Source organism: Caballeronia sp. LZ016 (assembly GCF_031450805.1).
Lineage (GTDB): Bacteria > Pseudomonadota > Gammaproteobacteria > Burkholderiales > Burkholderiaceae > Caballeronia.
Genome location: NZ_JARTVY010000002.1, coordinates 978,036 through 994,894, shown reverse-complemented (window position 1 = coordinate 994,894; position 16,859 = coordinate 978,036). Strand labels below are relative to the sequence as shown.

Genomic DNA, 16,859 nt, shown 5'->3' with positions numbered 1-16,859 from the left:
GTTGCATGCCGGGATTGGTTCGATGAAACGATCCAACGCATCGTCGACATTTCGTGGACGCGCCCGACCCGCCGGCACCGATGGCGGCGCGTCTGTCAGCCTGCTCGTCCTCTACCTTCATTTCGTGCCGGCACGGCACGTAACGGTCGCGAATCATCGCGCAAAGGAGCGCATATGTCGTGGATCACGCAAACGCTGCGCGCGTACCCGGAAATTGCCATCTTCCTGTCACTGGGTATCGGGTATTGGGTCGGCGGCAAGAGCTTCAAGGGCTTCAGCCTGGGCGCCGTGACAGCGACGCTGCTCGCGGCCATCGCCATCGGGCAGCTTGGCATCACGATTTCATCGAACGTGAAGGCGGTCTTCTTTCTGATGTTCCTCTTCGCCGTGGGTTATGGCGTCGGTCCGCAATTCGTTCGCGGCATTGCGAAGGACGGCTTGCCGCAAGCGCTGTTCTCCGTCATTCAATGTGTGCTTTGTCTTGCCGCGCCGTATGCCGCCGCCAAAATGGCGGGCTACGACATCGGATCGGCGGCAGGGCTTTTCGCCGGATCGCAGACCATATCCGCATCCATGGGTCTCGCCACCGACGCCATCAACCGGCTCGGCCTTCCGCCCGCCGAAACCAAGGCGCTGCTCGATGCGATGCCCACGGCCTACGCCGTCACGTATATCTACGGCACGATCGGCTCGGCGGTGATTCTCGCGATGCTCGGGCCGAAGCTGCTGAACATCGATCTCGTCGCGGCATGCAAGGACTATGAGAAGCAACTCGGCGGCGGATCGGCTGAACTCGGCGGCGCGGGTTCGGGCTGGCATCAGTTCGCGCTGCGTGCGTATCGCGTGGCGGAAGAAGGGCGGGCCGCCGGCATGACGGTCGGACAAGCGGAAGCGATGGTCCCGAGCGGCGCACGCCTCTTCATCGAGCGAATTCGCCGCAATGGCGCGATCCAGGAGGCGAAGCTCGAAGACGTGCTGCAGCCGGGCGATGTCGTCGCGATCGTCGGACGGCGCGAGCATCTCGTCGATCTGCTCGGCGGCGCGACCGAAGTGGACGATGCGGAACTGCTGTCGGTGCCGGTCGAGGGCGTCGATATCTATTTGACCGACAAGCGGATCGAAGGCAAGACGCTTGCCGAACTGGCGCAGATGCCGGGCGCGCGCGGCGTGTTCATCCGCAAGATCAAGCGCGGCGCCACCGAGACGCCGATTCCGGTGCTGCCGAGCACGAAGCTGTATCGCGGCGACACGGTGACGATCGTCGGCCGCACGCAGGATACGACCGCGGTGGCGAATGCGGTCGGCGTCATCGACCGGCCGAGCGACGCGGCGGACATGGCGTTCGTCGGCCTCGCCATCACGCTGGGCGCGCTGATCGGCGCGATCGTCGTCCGCTTCGGCGCGATTCCGATCACGCTGTCGACGGCGGGCGGCGCGCTGATCGCGGGCATCGTATTCGGCTGGCTTCGCGCGATACATCCGACGTTCGGCCGCATTCCGTCGCCGACGATCTGGTTCATGAACTCGGTCGGGCTGAACGTGTTCATCGCGGTGGTCGGCATTTCGGCGGGGCCGGGCTTCGTCGCGGGCCTGCAAAAGCTCGGCGTGAGCCTGTTTTTATGGGGCATTTTCGCGTCGTCGGTGCCGCTCATCCTCGGCATGTATATCGCCAAGTACGTGTTCAAGTTTCATCCCGCGATTCTGCTCGGCATCTGCGCGGGCGCGCGCACGACGACCGCGGCGCTCGGCATGATCTGCGATGCCGCGAAGAGCCAGGTTCCGGGTCTCGGCTACACCGTCACCTATGCAGTCGGCAATACGCTGCTGACGATCTGGGGGATGGTCATGGTGATGCTTCTGACCTGAGGGCGCGGCACTTCCGCCTCTCGTGTTTTCCTTCCCGTTTGATTGCTCTATTCTGGGGGTGTTGGATGTCAAAGTCCTCTAAGTCCGGTTCCGACGATCGCGCCGCGATGGCTTCGCTCAGCCCGTTCGAACTCAAGGACGAACTCATCAAGGCAGCAGGCGGCGGCGTGGTCGAGCGCCCGGCCAATGTCGCCATGCTCAACGCGGGGCGCGGCAATCCGAATTTCCTCGCGACGATTCCGCGTCACGGTTTCTGGCAGCTCGGCCTCTTCGCGATGCGCGAGTCGGAGCGCTCCTTCGCCTACATGCCGGAAGGCATCGGCGGTTTTCCGAAGCACGAAGGGCTCGAAGAGCGCTTCGAGATTTTCGCGCGTGAAAACAAGGGCACGCCCGGCATCGACTTCCTGTTCGGCGCGGTATCGTATGTCCGCGATCAGCTCGGCCTCAACGCCGGCGACTTTCTCTATGAGATGTGCGAAGGCATTCTGGCGTCGAATTATCCCGTGCCCGACAGGATGCTTAAGTTATCCGAAGTAATCGTCGGGCAGTATTTGCGGCGCGAGATGATCGGCAAGCATCCGTTCGTCGGCGAGTTCGACATCTTCGCGGTGGAAGGCGGCACGGCGGCGATGACGTACATCTTCAATACGATGCGCGAGAACTTCCTCATCAAGCCGGGCGATACCATCGCGCTCGGCGTCCCGATCTTCACGCCGTACATCGAGATTCCGCGTCTCAACGACTACAAGCTGGAAGTGGTGAATCTCGACGCGGATGTCGCGCGAGGCTGGCAATACTCGAAGGAGGAGCTGGACAAGTTGCGCGATCCGAAGGTCAAGGCGTTCTTCCTCGTGAACCCGAGCAATCCGCCGTCCGTCAAAATGGACGACGAAAGCCTCGCGTACATCGCGGAGATCGTGAAGGAAAGGCCTGACCTTATCCTCCTGACCGACGACGTGTACGGCACCTTCGCCGATGACTTCGTCTCGCTCTTCGCGCTATGCCCGAAGAACACCATTCTCGTCTATTCGTATTCGAAGTATTTCGGTGCGACCGGCTGGCGGCTCGGGACCATCGCGACGCATCGGGAGAACATTTTCGACGAGCAACTGGCCGCGCTTCCCGAGGAGCAGAAGGCGATCCTGCATGAGCGCTATGAATCGATCACGACGGAGCCGGACAAGCTGAAGTTCATCGACCGTCTGGTGGCGGACAGCCGCACCGTCGCGCTGAATCACACGGCGGGTCTCTCGACGCCGCAGCAGGTGCAGATGGTCCTCTTCTCGCTCTTCTCGCTGATGGACACGCCCGACGCGTACAAGAACGCGTTGAAGCGCCTCATTCGCAGCCGCAAGCAGGCGCTGTATCGCGAGCTCGGCATTCCGCTCGAGGACGACGACAAGAATCTCGTCGATTACTACACGATCCTCGATGCGGAATACATCGGCGAGCGCATGCACGGACGCGAGTATGTCGAGTGGATGTTGAAGAACACGCAGCCTTCCGAACTGCTCTTCAGGCTCGCGAAGGAAGCGCGCGTCGTGCTGTTGCCGGGGCGCGGCTTCGGCACGCAGCATCCGTCGGGACGCGTGTCGCTCGCCAATCTCAACGAGAGCGACTACATGCAGATCGGCCGCGCGATCCGCAAGCTGATGAACGAGCGCCTCGCGCAATACGAGGCGGAGAGCAACGGCAAGAAGGGCAAGTAACGCGCATCCGAACGAGAGCGGGCCGCCTGCGCGGCCCGTTTTTCATGCGTGGTTCAGCGCGCGATCAGAACTTGTGACGCACGCCGATGCGGAACGCGAGCTGGTTGTTTTCACCCGCGCCCGACGTGCCGAAGTAGCTCGACGCGGAGCCGATCTGCGCCTGATTCTCAACGCCGCGGTTCGCGCCTGACGCCTTCTGGTAGATCGCGAGCGCGTAGACATCGGTGCGCTTGCTGAGCGCATAGTCGGCGCTCGCATCGATCTGATGCCAGTGGCCCTGGAATGCATCCGACAGGTTCATGTACGTGTAGCCGAGGCCCGCGGTGAAGGCCGGCGTGACCGCGTACTTGCCGCCGATTTCATACGCATTGAACTTCGAGCTGTTGCCCGCGACCGGTTCGAAGCGCGTGTTCGTCCACAGGCCGAACACCGTCGCTGCGCCGAATGCATAGTTCGCGCCGACGCCGAACGTGCGCAGGTCCTTCGCGCCGCCCGTCGCGATGTTCGCGATGGTCGTGCTGAACGCGGGCGTCGCCGCACCGGGGAAGCGGATGTCGGTATAGGCCGCGCCGATGCCGAACGGACCCGCCTTGTAGTTCAGCCCGAAGCTGTATGCGCGCGACGAACCCGCGACCGTCGTGGCGCCTGCCGTCGTGTTCGGCGCACCGGCGAACGCGCCGGCCTGATTCGAGAAGCCGTACATCGCGCCGAAGGTCACGCCGTAGAAGCTCGCGCTGCTGAACTTCACTGCGTTGTTGATGCGGCTCGACGTGAGCTGATCGACGTCGTTGATGTGATACGCGTAGTTGCCCGCGACGGTCTGTCCGCCGATCGAATAGGCCGAGCCGAGGTAGTCGGTCGAGAACGAGTATTGACGGCCGAAGGTCACGGAGCCGATGTCGTTCTTCGAGACGCCGACATACGCCTGACGGCCGAACTCCGCGCCGCCCTGGCCGAGCGCGCCGGTGCCGCTGTTGAAGCCGTTCTCCAGCACGAAGATCGCCTTCAGGCCACCGCCCAGATCTTCCGCGCCGCGCAGGCCCCAGCGGCTGCCCTGCGCCACGCCGTCGTCGTACTTGAACAGATGATCGCTGCCGGTGCGCGTCGCGCTGTTGTTGGCGTAGCTGATACCGGCGTCGATGATGCCGTACAGCGTCACGCTGCTTTGCGCATGAGCGGACGTCGCGATGCAGGCGAATGCGGCGAGCGCGGCGGCTGCCAAAAGATTCTTCTTCAAAACAAGCTCCGTGAGTGAGTTCGCGGTGTGTGGTCGCGCGGCAGCGTGTTGCGGTCAGCTATGCAAGCAGCGCGCGTCGCGGCGCGTTGCGCTCGGAATGGCGCATGGCGGCGACGGGCGCAAATGTAGCGATCGCTGAAGAAAGAAATGTGACAGCGTGGCAGCCGGCGCCGGCTGTATCGCGTGTGCAACGGGGCTGGCGGATGCCCTTCGGATGTGAGCACGCACGCGCGCGGTATCCTTGCGGTTCGATTACCGCGAGCGAGATCATGGACGAAAAAGGAATCCGCGAACTGGAAGAGCAGCTCAGGCAGGCGATGCTGTCGTCGGACGTCAAGGCGCTCGACGCGCTATTGGCCGATGACCTCAGTTTCGTCGACGCCACTGGCAAGGTGTGGACCAAAGCCGACGACCTCAATGGCCATCGCTATGGCGTGCAGCGTATCGACAGGCTCGATGTGGAGGAGCAGAGCGTCCGCGTGCATGGTGCGTTCGCGGTGACGGTGACGCGCGTGGCGCTTTCCGGCACGTTCGCCGGTGCGCCGTTCGCGGGCAGCCTGCGCTACACGCGAACGTGGGGAGAGACCGCCGGCGGCTGGCGTGTCGTGGCCGCCCAGTGCGGTCTCGTGGCTTTCTGATCCCGCCTAGGCCGACAGCAGCGAGCCCGTGCGATAAGCCTTCGCTCCCGCGATGCGCGCGACCTCCAGCCCCGCCGACGCGAAGCGCATGATCTGCCGCGCGTACATCACGCCGGAAGTCGTGCATTTGAGCGTGGTGACGGTGTCGGAGAGCGGATCGATGACATCGGCGATGACTTCGCCCGCATCGATGTACGCGCCGACTTGCGCGCGAAACACGAGCACGCCGGACACGGGCGCGACGATCGGCTCGGCGCCCGCAAGCGGCGTCGCGGGATAGGCGAGCGGAGGTTGCTCGACGGCGGGCGCATCGATCACCCCGCGATGGATCAGATAATTGACGATGGCCTGCGCGTCCTTGTCGCCGAGTTCGTGCGATACGTCGTGCTGGCTGCGCAGTTCGACCGTCACCGAGATTCCGCCGTTCGGAATCGGGAAGCGTTCGCCGAAGCGCGCGCGCAGGTCCGACCAGCAGAAACTGTGAATCTCGTCGAACGGATTGCCGACCGAATTCAGCGCGAGCAGCGACGCCTTCGCATCCAGATAACGCGCGAGCGGCTCGACTTCGTCCCAGATGTCCGGGTTCGTGTACAGGTGCAGCGCGGCGTCGAGGTCGCAGTGCAGATCGAGCACGACATCGGCGTCATAGGAGAGCTTCTGCAGCGCGAGGCGTTGCGATTCGAGCTCGGTGCGCGGCGTCTGCTCGTCGAGCGCTTCCTTCATCGCGGCGCGCACGGCGAGCCGGTTTGCATCGGCGTCGTTCGAGAGCCGGGCCTCGATGCGCGGGCCGATCAGCGCGGCGAGATCGTAGAAATTGCGGTTGAAGTTGTGGCCGCTGTTGGTCTCGAAACGGCCGAGCAGATTGCCGTGCAGGAACTGGCTCAGGCCGATCGGATTCGGCACCGGCACGATCACGACTTCGCCGCGCAGCTTGCCTGCGGCTTCGAATGCGGCGAGCTGGCGGCGCAGCTTCCAGGCGACCAGCATGCCGGGCAATTCGTCCGCATGCAGCGACGATTGAATATAGATTTTCTGTCCGCCGCCGGGGCCGTAATGAAAACTCGTGATGCTGCGGGAGGTGCCGAGCGTCGGCGAGATCAGTTGATGAGTTCTAGTCTGCATAGTGTGCGCGCGCACGCGAGTGCGCGAGGTCTTGCCTCTGTAGGTTACTGAACCGGACGAGTCCCGCGCCGCGGTGTCTCTGTCCGCCGGCGCTGCCTCGGACGTTCGATCTTAGCCGAAATCGGCAGCACGGGAGGCCGGCGCTCGCGCGCCCCGCGCCGGCCGGCTTGACCGCCGGAAACGAAAAAGGCTCCGCGCAGTGAAGCGCGGAGCCCGTCGACCAAGCTGGCTGCGAAGCGATCAGCCGCCGTACACGTCGAAGTCGAAGTACTTCTTCTCGAGCTTCTTGTACGTGCCGTCCTTGATGATATCGGCGATCGCCTTGTCGATCTTCGCCTTCAGATCGGTGTCTTCCTTGCGCAGACCGATGCCCGCGCCGTTGCCGAGGATCTTCGCATCGACGAGATCCTTGCCCGCGAAGTCGTAGCCCGCGCCGCGCGGCGTCTTCAGGAAACCGAGGTCGGCCTGAACCGCGTCCTGCAGCGCGGCGTCGAGACGGCCCGAGGTCAGGTCGGCGTAAACCTGGTCCTGGTTCTGATACGGCGTGACCGTCACGCCCTTCGGCGCCCAATAGGTCTTCGCGTAGGTTTCCTGGATGGTGCCCTGTTCGACGCCGACGTTCTTGCCCTTCAGGCTTTCAGCCGTCGGCATGATGTTGCTGCCCTTCTTCGCGACGAGGCGCGTCGGCGTGTTGAAGAGCTTGCTCGAGAAAGCGATCTGCTCGGCGCGTTGCGGGGTCATCGACATCGACGAGAGGACGCCGTCGAACTTCTTCGCCTTGAGCGCCGGGATCATGCCGTCGAAGTCGTTTTCGATCCACACGCACTTGGCCTTCAGGCGCGCGCAGATTTCGTTGCCGAGATCGATGTCGAAGCCGACCAGCTTGCCGTCCGAGCCCTTCGATTCGAACGGGGGATAGCTTGCGTCGACGCCGAAGCGGATCGTCGAATAGTCCTTGGCGTGAGCCGTGACGGCGGTGAACGACGTGGCGGCGAGAAGGGACATCGACAAGGCGGCAAGCAGTTTCTTCACTTGTTAACTCCAAAGGATGGTCGGTTCAGCCCGAAAGGTCTCGGTTCGGGTGCGGCCGGCGCCGGCGCGGATCGGTCGTGATCGCTCGGAGCGCCGGACGGCGGGCATTCGGCGGATCGTGTCCGCGCAGAATCGGCAGAAGGTTACCAAGCCAAAATAGTACGGGACCTAGTGAAAGCACGGATAGCGGTGCTTTAGAACATTTCCTCGCTTAAAGACAAGTGCTTATTTCCTAATTTCTCGATGATTCGCCGCGCTCCTTGGTTCCGGATGCGCCTTTTTCGCTGGCCCGGAGCGGGGCATCGGTCGGTATTGCTGCGTATCGGCAATTAACTGGGCGGTTAGGATGCGCCCCTGAGCGTGCGGCGTGCGGTTTGCTGCGCCGGAGCGTCCCGTGTGCCAGAATCCGCAGGTCGTTCCCAATAGCCGCCCACTATTCGAATATGTCCGACACGCTCACTCCGGTGGAAGCAGATCATGCGATGCGCAACTGGACCTATCGACCGGAAGGCGCCATTCCGGTCGGGTCCGATGAGCACAAGCGCATGTTTTGCGAAATGCTGCTGACGACGCACAACCCGTATAAACCCGCCGTCATCGACTGGCCGAAGCTGGATGCGGCGGCGCTCAAGCGCGTGACGTCGCTGCCGATCTGGGACATCGCGGTCCAGACGGAAGGGCGCGCGTCGATTCGCGTGGCGACGTACGCGGCGAGCGTCGCCGATCCGCTTTTGCGCGATGCGTTGCAGATGAACGGCGGCGAGGAGGCGCGGCACAAGATCGTGCTGTCGAAGCTGGTGGAGGCTTACGGCATCGCGCTCGCGCCGGAGCCGCCGTATCCCGCTCCCGACGATGCGCTGCGCGCGTGGATGCTGACCGGGTATAGCGAGTGCATCGACAGCTTTTTCGCGTTCGGGCTGTTCGAAGCCGCGCGCCGGTCGGGTTATTTTCCGGAGGCGCTGGTCGAAACGTTCGAGCCGGTCATTCAGGAGGAAGCGCGGCACATCCTGTTCTTCGCGAACTGGGTGGCGTGGTATCGGCGGAGTCTGCCGTGGTATCGCAAGCCGGGATTCATGCTGAAGACGGCGGGCGTGTGGCTTTCGCTGATTCGCGACCGCATATCGCTTGCGCGCGGATTCGACAATAGCGGCGCGGCGCAGGATGCCAATTTCCCGGCGAATGTGGGGGATTCCGTCGCGGGGGATGTGTCGGTCGGGGCGTTGATCGATCTTTGCCTCGCCGAGAACGACCGGCGCATGGGCGGGTATGACGCGCGGCTGCTTCGGCCGGGTACGGTGCCGAGGTTGGCGCGGTGGGTCAGGCGGTTCGTCAAGAAGTAGCGGGCTTCCTGCTTTCCTCGAACCGCCGCGACGCATCCTCCACCTCCTGCCGAAACTGCACGAGCGCAGCCAGTTGTGCATCCGGCGGCTGCAACGCCGCCCACAGCACCTCGATGAGCTCGTCCGCTGTCGTATCGATCTGACTCTGGCTCAGCCGGCGCTTCGGCAGCGTCGCGTCCCACAACACGTGTTCCATCGGCCCGAAAACCAGCGAGCGCAACAGTCGCAGCGGCACATCCGCGCGCACGTGCCCAAGCGACTGCCCGCGCGCGAGCACATCCATCAGCGGCGCGGTGTATCGGCGCTGCAGTTCCGTCAGCGTATCCGACAGGTCGTGCTGCTTCGTGCGCCCCTCCGACAGCACCAGCGAGCACAGTCCCGTGCCGTTCACGAGCATCAGGCGCAAATGCGTCCTCACGATGAACGCGAACTGCTGCCGAACCGAGCCTTCACGCGGCAAGCCGCTTTCGAAGGCATCGATGATCTCGTCATACCAGTCCGCGATCACGCGCGCGCACAGTTCCCGCTTTCCGCTGAAATAACTGAACACAGTCGCCTCGGAAATGCCCGCGCGCTGCGCGATCTCGGCGGTCGTCGCGGCGTCATAACCCTTCTCGGCAAAGACATCGCGGCCGGCTTGCAGAATCTCGCGCACGCGTTGCTGAGATTTCACGCCGGCAGGCGTGCGGCGGCCGGTGGAGGTCGAGTGTGTGGACATGAAGGTCGCCCGGAAGCAGAAGCGGAGTAAATGTGAGCGTAGCTCAAAAACCTATTGACGGCTAGGCGATTTGAGCGTGAAATTGGCGCATTCTGCGGCTGATCGTCCGCTGTGAGTCAGACTCATGCAGCGGCGCGCCGACAACATCGCATCTGGAGGAGACACCCCATGAGCACCGTACCCGGCCTCGACTTCGCGCTGGGCGAAGACATCGACATGTTGCGCGATACGCTCGCCAACTTCGCCTCGAAGGAAATCGCGCCGCGCGCCGGCGAAATCGATCGCACCGACCAGTTCCCGATGGACCTCTGGAAGAAATTCGGCGATCTCGGCGTGCTCGGCATGACCGTTTCGGAAGAATACGGCGGCGCGAACATGGGGTACACCGCGCACATGATCGCGATGGAAGAGATTTCGCGGGCATCGGCGTCGGTCGGCTTGTCGTATGGCGCGCATTCGAATCTGTGCGTCAACCAGATTCATCGCAATGGAACCGAAGCGCAGAAGCGCAAATACCTGCCGAAGCTCGTGTCCGGCGAACACGTCGGCGCACTCGCGATGAGCGAACCGAACGCCGGTTCGGACGTCGTCAGCATGAAGCTGCGCGCCGACGAAAAGGGCGATCACTACGTGCTCAACGGCACGAAAATGTGGATCACCAACGGCCCGGACTGCGACACGCTCGTCGTCTATGCGAAGACCAGCATCGAAGCGGGCGCGAAGGGCATTACCGCGTTTATCGTCGAGAAGGGCATGAAGGGCTTTTCCGTCGCGCAGAAGCTCGACAAGCTCGGCATGCGCGGCTCGCATACCGGCGAACTCGTGTTCGAGAACGTCGAAGTGCCGAAGGAGAACATTCTCGGCGCGTTGGACGGCGGCGCGAAAGTGCTGATGAGCGGCCTCGACTACGAACGCGCCGTGCTCGCGGGCGGACCGACCGGCATCATGCTCGCGTGCATGGACGCGGTCGTGCCGTATATCCACGATCGCAAGCAGTTCGGGCAGCCGATCGGCGAGTTCCAACTGATTCAAGGCAAGGTCGCGGACATGTATTCGACGCTGCAGGCGTGCCGCGCCTATGTGTACGCGGTCGGCCGCCAGCTCGACACCATCGGCGCCGAACATGTGCGCCGCGTGCGCAAGGACTGCGCTGGCGTCATCCTCTACACCGCGGAAAAAGCCACATGGATGGCCGGCGAAGCGATCCAGATTCTCGGCGGCAACGGCTATATCAACGAGTATCCGGTGGGCCGTCTCTGGCGCGATGCGAAGCTCTACGAAATCGGCGCGGGCACGAGCGAGATTCGCCGCATGCTGATCGGCCGTGAACTGTTCGCCGAGACGGCGTGAGGGCGCGACATGGCGATCATCGAATCGAAACTGAATCCGCGCAGCGAAGAGTTCCGCGCGAACGCGGCGGCCCTTGATGCGCTCGTCGCGGACCTGAAAGACAAGGTCGCGAAAATCGCGGAAGGCGGCGGGCCGGCGGCGCGCGACAAGCATCTGTCGCGCAACAAGCTCTTGCCGCGCGATCGCATCGCGCAACTGCTCGATCCGGGCACGCCGTTTCTCGAGCTGTCGCAGCTCGCGGCCTACGGCATGTACAACGACGAAGCGCCGGGCGCGGGCATCATCACCGGCATCGGGCGCATCGCGGGGCAGGAGTGCGTGATCGTCTGCAACGACGCGACCGTCAAGGGCGGCACCTACTATCCCGTCACGGTGAAGAAGCATCTGCGCGCGCAGGAAATCGCCGAGCAGAACCGCTTGCCGTGCGTGTATCTCGTCGATTCGGGCGGCGCGAACCTGCCGAATCAGGACGATGTCTTTCCCGACCGCGATCACTTCGGCCGCATTTTCTACAACCAGGCGAACATGTCGGCGCAGGGCATCGCGCAGATCGCGGTGGTGATGGGATCGTGCACCGCGGGCGGCGCGTATGTACCCGCGATGAGCGATGAATCGATCATCGTAAAGAACCAGGGCACGATTTTTCTGGGCGGCCCGCCCTTGGTGAAGGCCGCAACGGGCGAGGAAGTCAGCGCGGAAGACCTCGGCGGCGGCGATGTGCATACGCGCCTGTCGGGCGTCGTCGATCATCTCGCGCAGAACGATGCCCATGCGCTCGGCATCGCGCGCAGCATCGTCGGCAATCTGAATCGCGTGAAGCAAGCGCCGCTCGCATTGAAGGAGCCGCTGCCGCCGCGTTACGACCCGCAAAGCGTGTACGGCGTCATTCCCGTCGATACCCGCAAGCCCTTCGATGTGCGAGAAGTGATCGCGCGCATCGTCGACGATTCCGCTTTCGACGAATTCAAGGCGCGCTACGGCGCCACGCTCGTGTGCGGATTCGCGCATATCTGGGGGCACCCGGTCGGCATCGTTGCGAACAACGGCATCCTCTTCAGCGAGTCGGCGTTGAAGGGCGCGCATTTCATCGAACTATGCGCGCAACGCAAGATTCCACTCGTGTTCCTGCAGAACATCACGGGCTTCATGGTCGGGCGCAAGTACGAAAACGAAGGCATCGCGCGCAACGGCGCGAAGATGGTCACGGCGGTCGCGACGGCCAAGGTGCCGAAGTTCACGGTGATCATCGGCGGTTCGTTCGGCGCGGGCAATTACGGCATGTGCGGTCGCGCATATTCGCCGCGCTTTCTGTGGATGTGGCCCAACGCGCGCATTTCGGTGATGGGCGGCGAGCAGGCGGCCTCCGTGCTCGCGACGGTGCGGCGCGACGGCATCGAGAAGAAGGGCGGCACGTGGTCGAAGGAGGATGAGGAAGCGTTCAAGGCGCCTATCCGCGATCAATACGAGGTGCAGGGTCATCCGTACTATGCGAGCGCGCGCCTCTGGGACGACGGCGTCATCGATCCCGCGCAAACGCGCGACGTGCTGGGCCTCGGCCTCGCCGCGACGATGAACGCGCCTATCGAAGACACGCGCTTCGGCGTATTCCGGATGTGACGACACGAGTGGGCGCTTTCGCGCCTTACTCCTGTCTCCTACAGAGCAAAGCCATGTTCAACAAAATACTCATAGCGAACCGCGGCGAAATCGCATGCCGCGTGGCGGCGACTGCGAAGCGCCTGAACGTCGGCAGCGTGGCGGTTTATTCGGATGCCGATGCGAAAGCCAAGCACGTCGATGTCTGCGACGAAGCGGTGCACGTCGGCGGATCGGCGGCGTCGGAGAGTTATCTGCGCATCGAGCGCATCGTCGAGGCAGCGAAGCGAACCGGCGCGCAGGCCGTGCATCCCGGTTACGGATTTCTTTCGGAAAACGAAGCGTTCGCCAACGCGTGCGAGGAAACCGGACTGGTGTTCATCGGGCCGCCCGTGGAAGCCATTCGCGCGATGGGGTCCAAGGCCGCAGCCAAGGCGCTGATGCAATCGGCATCGGTGCCGCTCGTGCCGGGCTATCACGGCGACGATCAATCGCCCGATCTGTTGCAGCGCGAAGCCGACCGCATCGGCTATCCGGTGCTGTTGAAGGCCAGTGCGGGCGGCGGCGGCAAGGGCATGCGCGTCGTCGAACGAAGCGAGGACTTCACGCAGGCGCTGGCTTCGTGCAAGCGCGAGGCGGCGTCGAGCTTCGGCAACGATCGCGTGCTGATCGAAAAGTATCTGCTGCGGCCGAGGCACGTCGAAGTTCAGGTGTTTGCGGACAAGCACGGCAACGCCGTCTATCTGTTCGACCGCGATTGCTCCGTGCAGCGCCGCCATCAGAAGGTGCTGGAAGAAGCGCCCGCGCCCGGCCTCTCCGATGAAACCCGCCGTGCGATGGGCGAAGCCGCCGTCGCGGCGGCGCGCGCAGTGAATTACGTCGGCGCGGGCACGGTCGAATTCATCATGACGCAGGACGGCCAGTTCTACTTCATGGAGATGAACACGCGCCTGCAGGTCGAGCATCCGGTGACGGAGATGGTGACCGGCCTCGATCTCGTCGAATGGCAATTGCGCGTGGCGGCCGGCGAGCCGTTGCCTTTGCAGCAGCACGATCTGCGCGTCGATGGTCATGCAATCGAGGCCCGCGTCTATGCCGAGAATCCGTCGCGCGGCTTTTTGCCATCGACGGGCACGCTCAGGCACCTCGCGTTGCCGGATGCGGTGGAGTTCGGAATCGATGGTCACGTGCGCATCGATAGCGGCGTGCGCGAGGGCGACGCGATCACGCCGTTCTACGATCCGATGATCGCGAAGCTGATCGTGCACGGTCGCGACCGCCGCGACGCCCTCGCGCGCATGGCGCGCGCGCTCGCGCAGTGCGAGATCGTCGGATTGCATACGAACGTGGAGTTCCTGCAGCGGATCGTGAAGAGCGAGCCGTTCTCGGGGGGCGAACTCGATACCGGCCTGATCGAGCGTCATCACGATGCGCTCTTCGCGGCTTCACCGGTATCGCGCGACAAGGCGCTCGCGCTCGCCTGCGCTGCATTGCTCACGCGCGAGGGCGGCGAGGCGCACGGCCATTCGCCGTGGGATGCGCTGTCGCACTGGCGCATGTCGGGCGGCTACAGTCAGGATCTGAACTGGCGCGCGGCGGCATCGGATGAAACGTTGAAGGCCGTCTTCACGAAGAACGGCGAGAAGCGTCTGCAACTGAGCGGCGAGAGCGCGCGCTTCGATTGGTCGCATCGCGGGGAAACGGCCTTCAGCGTTCAACTCGACGATGCGCTCATCAAAGGCCACGTTTTCATCGACGGCGACGTTTTCCACGTGTTCCTCGAAGGCGCCGCGTTCGCGTTCGAATGGCAGAACCTGATGGCCCACGCGGGCGACGCCGAGCACGAAGGCCGACTGACCGCGCCGATGCCCGGCAAGGTCATCGCCGTGCTGGTGCAGCCGGGGGCGTCGGTGGAAAAGGGCGCGCCGCTGATCGTGATGGAAGCGATGAAGATGGAGCACACGATCGTCGCGCCCGCAACGGGGAAAATCGGCGAGATTCTGTTCGATGTCGGCGATCAGGTCACCGACGGTTCCCAGTTGCTCGTGCTGGAAACGGAAGGAAATTAGCGCTTCTTCTTCGGCTGCGGTCCGAGCAGGGTGTCCGCACTTTCGGCGCGAATGAGAATCTCGACGCGGCGATTCGCTGCGCGCCCCTGCGGCGTGTCGTTGCTGGCGATGGGCCGCAGATAAGCCATGCCCTTGGTCGTCAGGCGCTCGGCCGGCACGCCGCGCGCGATCAGCGCGCGCGCGACCGCTTCGGCGCGCGCTTCCGAAAGGCTTTGGTTGTAGGCGAGCGGGCCGTCGTTGTCGGTATGGCCTTCGATCAGCACCGGCCGCATGCTGCGCTTGAGCACCGTTGCGGCGCGGTCCAGCGCGGGCAGGCTGCCCTGGCGGATGGCTGCCTCGTCGCTATCGAACAGCGCGACTTCAGGCAGGCGCATTTCAACGCCGCCCTTGACCGTCTGCATCGTGATGCCGTATTGCGCGTTGAGCTTCTCTTCGTCCGACCGGTTGAGTTTCGTCGTACAGCCAGCCAGCAGCGCGATCGACGTGCATGCTCCAATTGCCACCAAGCCTTTGCCCAACATTCCAGGATTCCTTGCGTTGATGCCCGACTCGCGATTATAGGGAGAACATACCGTTGCGTTGTAAAGAACGGTGCAATGACGGCGAGTGCGAAGTGGAATGAACCGTGCGCTTACAATGCAGGCGGCGCTATCGCTTCGCTTTCAGTCGATTCCCTCAAAGGCTCCCTTTCATGGCGATTCCATCGCGCAACGAGGCCGCATCCGACGCAGCCGATCGCACGCGCAAGCTCCAGCGCGCGGCATCGGCGGCGCTTTATGCGGTGCTCGTGCTCATCGCGCTCTATACGGCGCGCACCTTCATCCCGGCTGTCGTATGGGCGGTGGTGATCGCCATCGCGCTGTGGCCCGCGTTCGGCTGGCTTGAACGCCGGCCGGTCTTCAGGCAGCGGCATACGCTGCTTGCCGTCCTGCTGACGCTTGCAATCGGCTTGCTGTTCGTCGTGCCGTTCGGCATCGTCGCGGCGCAGACGCTCGATGAGGCGCACGACACGATGCGCTGGTTCCACGACGTGCTGAGAACCGGCATTCCGATGCCCGCGTTCATCGAGCATCTGCCGATGGGCTCCCAGCAGGCCGCGCGCTGGTGGCAGGACAATCTCGCGACGCCGCTCGAATCGTCGCCGGCGGTAAAGAGCCTGCACGGGGCGACGTTCGTCGCGATGACGCGGCATTTCGGCGGTCGCGTCGTGCATGGCTTCGTCACCTTCGGCTTCATGCTGATGACGCTTTTCTTCATCTTCCAGGCGGGCGCGAAGCTCGGCCGTCAGATGCTCGCCGGGTCGAGCCGCGCATTCGGCGCGGATGGCGCGGCGCTGATGCAGCGCATGGCCGATGCCGTGCGCAGCACCGTCGTGGGGCTCGTGGTGGTGGGACTCGGAGAGGGCGCGCTGCTAGGTGTCGCCTATGCGGTGACAGGCGTGCCGCACGCGACGCTGCTCGGCATGCTGACGGCCGTTGCGGCGATGCTGCCGTTCTGCGCGCCGATCGTCTTTCTCGGCGCGGCGCTCTGGCTGCTCGCGCATGGCTCGATGGCGGCGGCCATCGGCGTCGCGGTCTTCGGACTGGTCGTGGCGTTCGTGGCCGAGCACTTCGTGCGGCCGGTGCTGATCGGCGGCTCGACGCGCCTGCCGTTTCTGCTCGTGCTGTTCGGAATTCTGGGCGGCGCGGAGACGTTCGGGCTGATCGGCCTGTTCATCGGCCCGGCGCTGATGACGATTCTCGTCGTGCTGTGGACCGACTGGGTGCGAGCCTAGTTGCTTGCGCCTGTTCCGCGTTCCTGCACGCACACCCACGGCGACACCACGACCGCCCACAGCTCCGGATCACGCGCGGCGAGATCGGCGGCGGTTCCGGCCTGCACGCGCTCGATCAGTCCCGCGGACAGCCATTGCGTGACCTGTTTCGTATCGTCGCTGGCGACGGCTTCGGCCACGCTCACGAGATCGAGATCGCCTTTCACCCAGATCAGCACGCCCTTCGCGAAGAAACGCTCGAGTTCCGACCAGCCGATCTGCGCGGTTTCGGCAAGGAGCTTGACATAGAGCGGGCTGGGATTGGCGGCGTCGGTCATAACGGAAATAACGGGATTGCGATAAAAACGAAGGCGTCCGACACTATAGCGCAGTGCCGGACGCCTTCGTTCATCGCGGTGCAGCGATCAG

The 16,859-nt window shown here is 63.9% G+C and carries 14 protein-coding genes; 8 read left to right on the top strand and 6 right to left on the bottom strand.

Annotated elements, in window-relative coordinates:
* The first annotated feature begins 174 nt into the window (after positions 1 to 174).
* Together aspT and P9220_RS18155 are read left to right on the top strand one after the other, a co-directional pair.
* Positions 175 to 1,866 carry an aspartate-alanine antiporter gene (gene aspT / locus P9220_RS18160; RefSeq protein WP_309766483.1) on the top strand — a complete coding sequence of 564 codons (1,692 nt, stop codon included), beginning with the start codon at positions 175 to 177 and terminating at the stop codon, positions 1,864 to 1,866.
* 65 nt (positions 1,867 to 1,931) lie between these two features.
* Positions 1,932 to 3,575 (top strand): bifunctional aspartate transaminase/aspartate 4-decarboxylase, encoded by a 1,644-nt coding sequence (locus P9220_RS18155; protein WP_309766481.1) that lies wholly within the window; start codon positions 1,932 to 1,934, stop codon positions 3,573 to 3,575.
* Positions 3,576 to 3,639: 64 nt separating this feature from the next.
* On the opposite strand, the gene P9220_RS18150 is transcribed toward P9220_RS18155, so the two are convergent.
* On the bottom strand, positions 3,640 to 4,812 hold the full coding sequence (locus P9220_RS18150) for a porin (protein WP_309766479.1): 1,173 nt from the start codon (positions 4,810 to 4,812) through the stop codon (positions 3,640 to 3,642).
* 269 nt (positions 4,813 to 5,081) lie between these two features.
* Here P9220_RS18150 and P9220_RS18145 point away from each other — a divergent pair, with 269 nt between their 5' ends.
* Positions 5,082 to 5,450, top strand: coding sequence for a nuclear transport factor 2 family protein (locus P9220_RS18145; protein ID WP_309766477.1), 369 nt, complete (start codon positions 5,082 to 5,084; stop codon positions 5,448 to 5,450).
* 6 nt (positions 5,451 to 5,456) lie between these two features.
* Here the strand turns inward: P9220_RS18145 and P9220_RS18140 are convergent, their stop codons facing one another.
* Positions 5,457 to 6,572: a M14 family metallopeptidase gene (locus tag P9220_RS18140; RefSeq protein ID WP_309766476.1), complete on the bottom strand. Its 1,116-nt coding sequence runs from the start codon at positions 6,570 to 6,572 to the stop codon at positions 5,457 to 5,459.
* A 240-nt stretch (positions 6,573 to 6,812) separates the two neighbouring features.
* Complete coding sequence (locus tag P9220_RS18135; protein ID WP_309766475.1) at positions 6,813 to 7,604, bottom strand: ABC transporter substrate-binding protein; 792 nt, start codon at positions 7,602 to 7,604, stop codon at positions 6,813 to 6,815.
* Positions 7,605 to 8,047: 443 nt separating this feature from the next.
* Here P9220_RS18135 and P9220_RS18130 point away from each other — a divergent pair, with 443 nt between their 5' ends.
* Positions 8,048 to 8,944 carry a ferritin-like domain-containing protein gene (locus tag P9220_RS18130; RefSeq protein ID WP_309766474.1) on the top strand — a complete coding sequence of 299 codons (897 nt, stop codon included), beginning with the start codon at positions 8,048 to 8,050 and terminating at the stop codon, positions 8,942 to 8,944.
* On the opposite strand, the gene P9220_RS18125 is transcribed toward P9220_RS18130, so the two are convergent.
* On the bottom strand, positions 8,934 to 9,662 hold the full coding sequence (locus P9220_RS18125) for a TetR/AcrR family transcriptional regulator (protein ID WP_309766472.1): 729 nt from the start codon (positions 9,660 to 9,662) through the stop codon (positions 8,934 to 8,936). The genes P9220_RS18130 and P9220_RS18125 overlap by 11 nt on opposite strands.
* Before the next feature lie 168 nt (positions 9,663 to 9,830).
* Here P9220_RS18125 and P9220_RS18120 point away from each other — a divergent pair, with 168 nt between their 5' ends.
* Genes P9220_RS18120 through P9220_RS18110 form a run of 3 tightly spaced genes read left to right on the top strand, consistent with a single transcriptional unit; the run spans position 9,831 to position 14,677 of the window.
* Positions 9,831 to 11,012 carry an isovaleryl-CoA dehydrogenase gene (locus P9220_RS18120; protein ID WP_309766470.1) on the top strand — a complete coding sequence of 394 codons (1,182 nt, stop codon included), beginning with the start codon at positions 9,831 to 9,833 and terminating at the stop codon, positions 11,010 to 11,012.
* A 9-nt stretch (positions 11,013 to 11,021) separates the two neighbouring features.
* Positions 11,022 to 12,629 carry a carboxyl transferase domain-containing protein gene (locus tag P9220_RS18115; protein ID WP_309766468.1) on the top strand — a complete coding sequence of 536 codons (1,608 nt, stop codon included), beginning with the start codon at positions 11,022 to 11,024 and terminating at the stop codon, positions 12,627 to 12,629.
* A gap of 53 nt (positions 12,630 to 12,682) precedes the next feature.
* Positions 12,683 to 14,677 carry an acetyl/propionyl/methylcrotonyl-CoA carboxylase subunit alpha gene (locus P9220_RS18110; protein WP_309766466.1) on the top strand — a complete coding sequence of 665 codons (1,995 nt, stop codon included), beginning with the start codon at positions 12,683 to 12,685 and terminating at the stop codon, positions 14,675 to 14,677.
* Here the strand turns inward: P9220_RS18110 and P9220_RS18105 are convergent.
* Positions 14,674 to 15,198 (bottom strand): OmpA family protein, encoded by a 525-nt coding sequence (locus P9220_RS18105; RefSeq protein ID WP_309766464.1) that lies wholly within the window; start codon positions 15,196 to 15,198, stop codon positions 14,674 to 14,676. The two genes, P9220_RS18110 and P9220_RS18105, sit on opposite strands and share 4 nt — an antisense overlap.
* A 170-nt stretch (positions 15,199 to 15,368) precedes the next feature.
* On the opposite strand from P9220_RS18105, the gene P9220_RS18100 reads away from it, so the two are divergent.
* Positions 15,369 to 16,451 (top strand): AI-2E family transporter, encoded by a 1,083-nt coding sequence (locus P9220_RS18100; RefSeq protein WP_309766462.1) that lies wholly within the window; start codon positions 15,369 to 15,371, stop codon positions 16,449 to 16,451.
* Here P9220_RS18100 and P9220_RS18095 read toward each other — a convergent pair.
* Positions 16,448 to 16,768 (bottom strand): DUF2288 domain-containing protein, encoded by a 321-nt coding sequence (locus P9220_RS18095; protein WP_309766460.1) that lies wholly within the window; start codon positions 16,766 to 16,768, stop codon positions 16,448 to 16,450. The two genes, P9220_RS18100 and P9220_RS18095, sit on opposite strands and share 4 nt — an antisense overlap.
* Positions 16,769 to 16,859 lie beyond the last annotated feature (91 nt).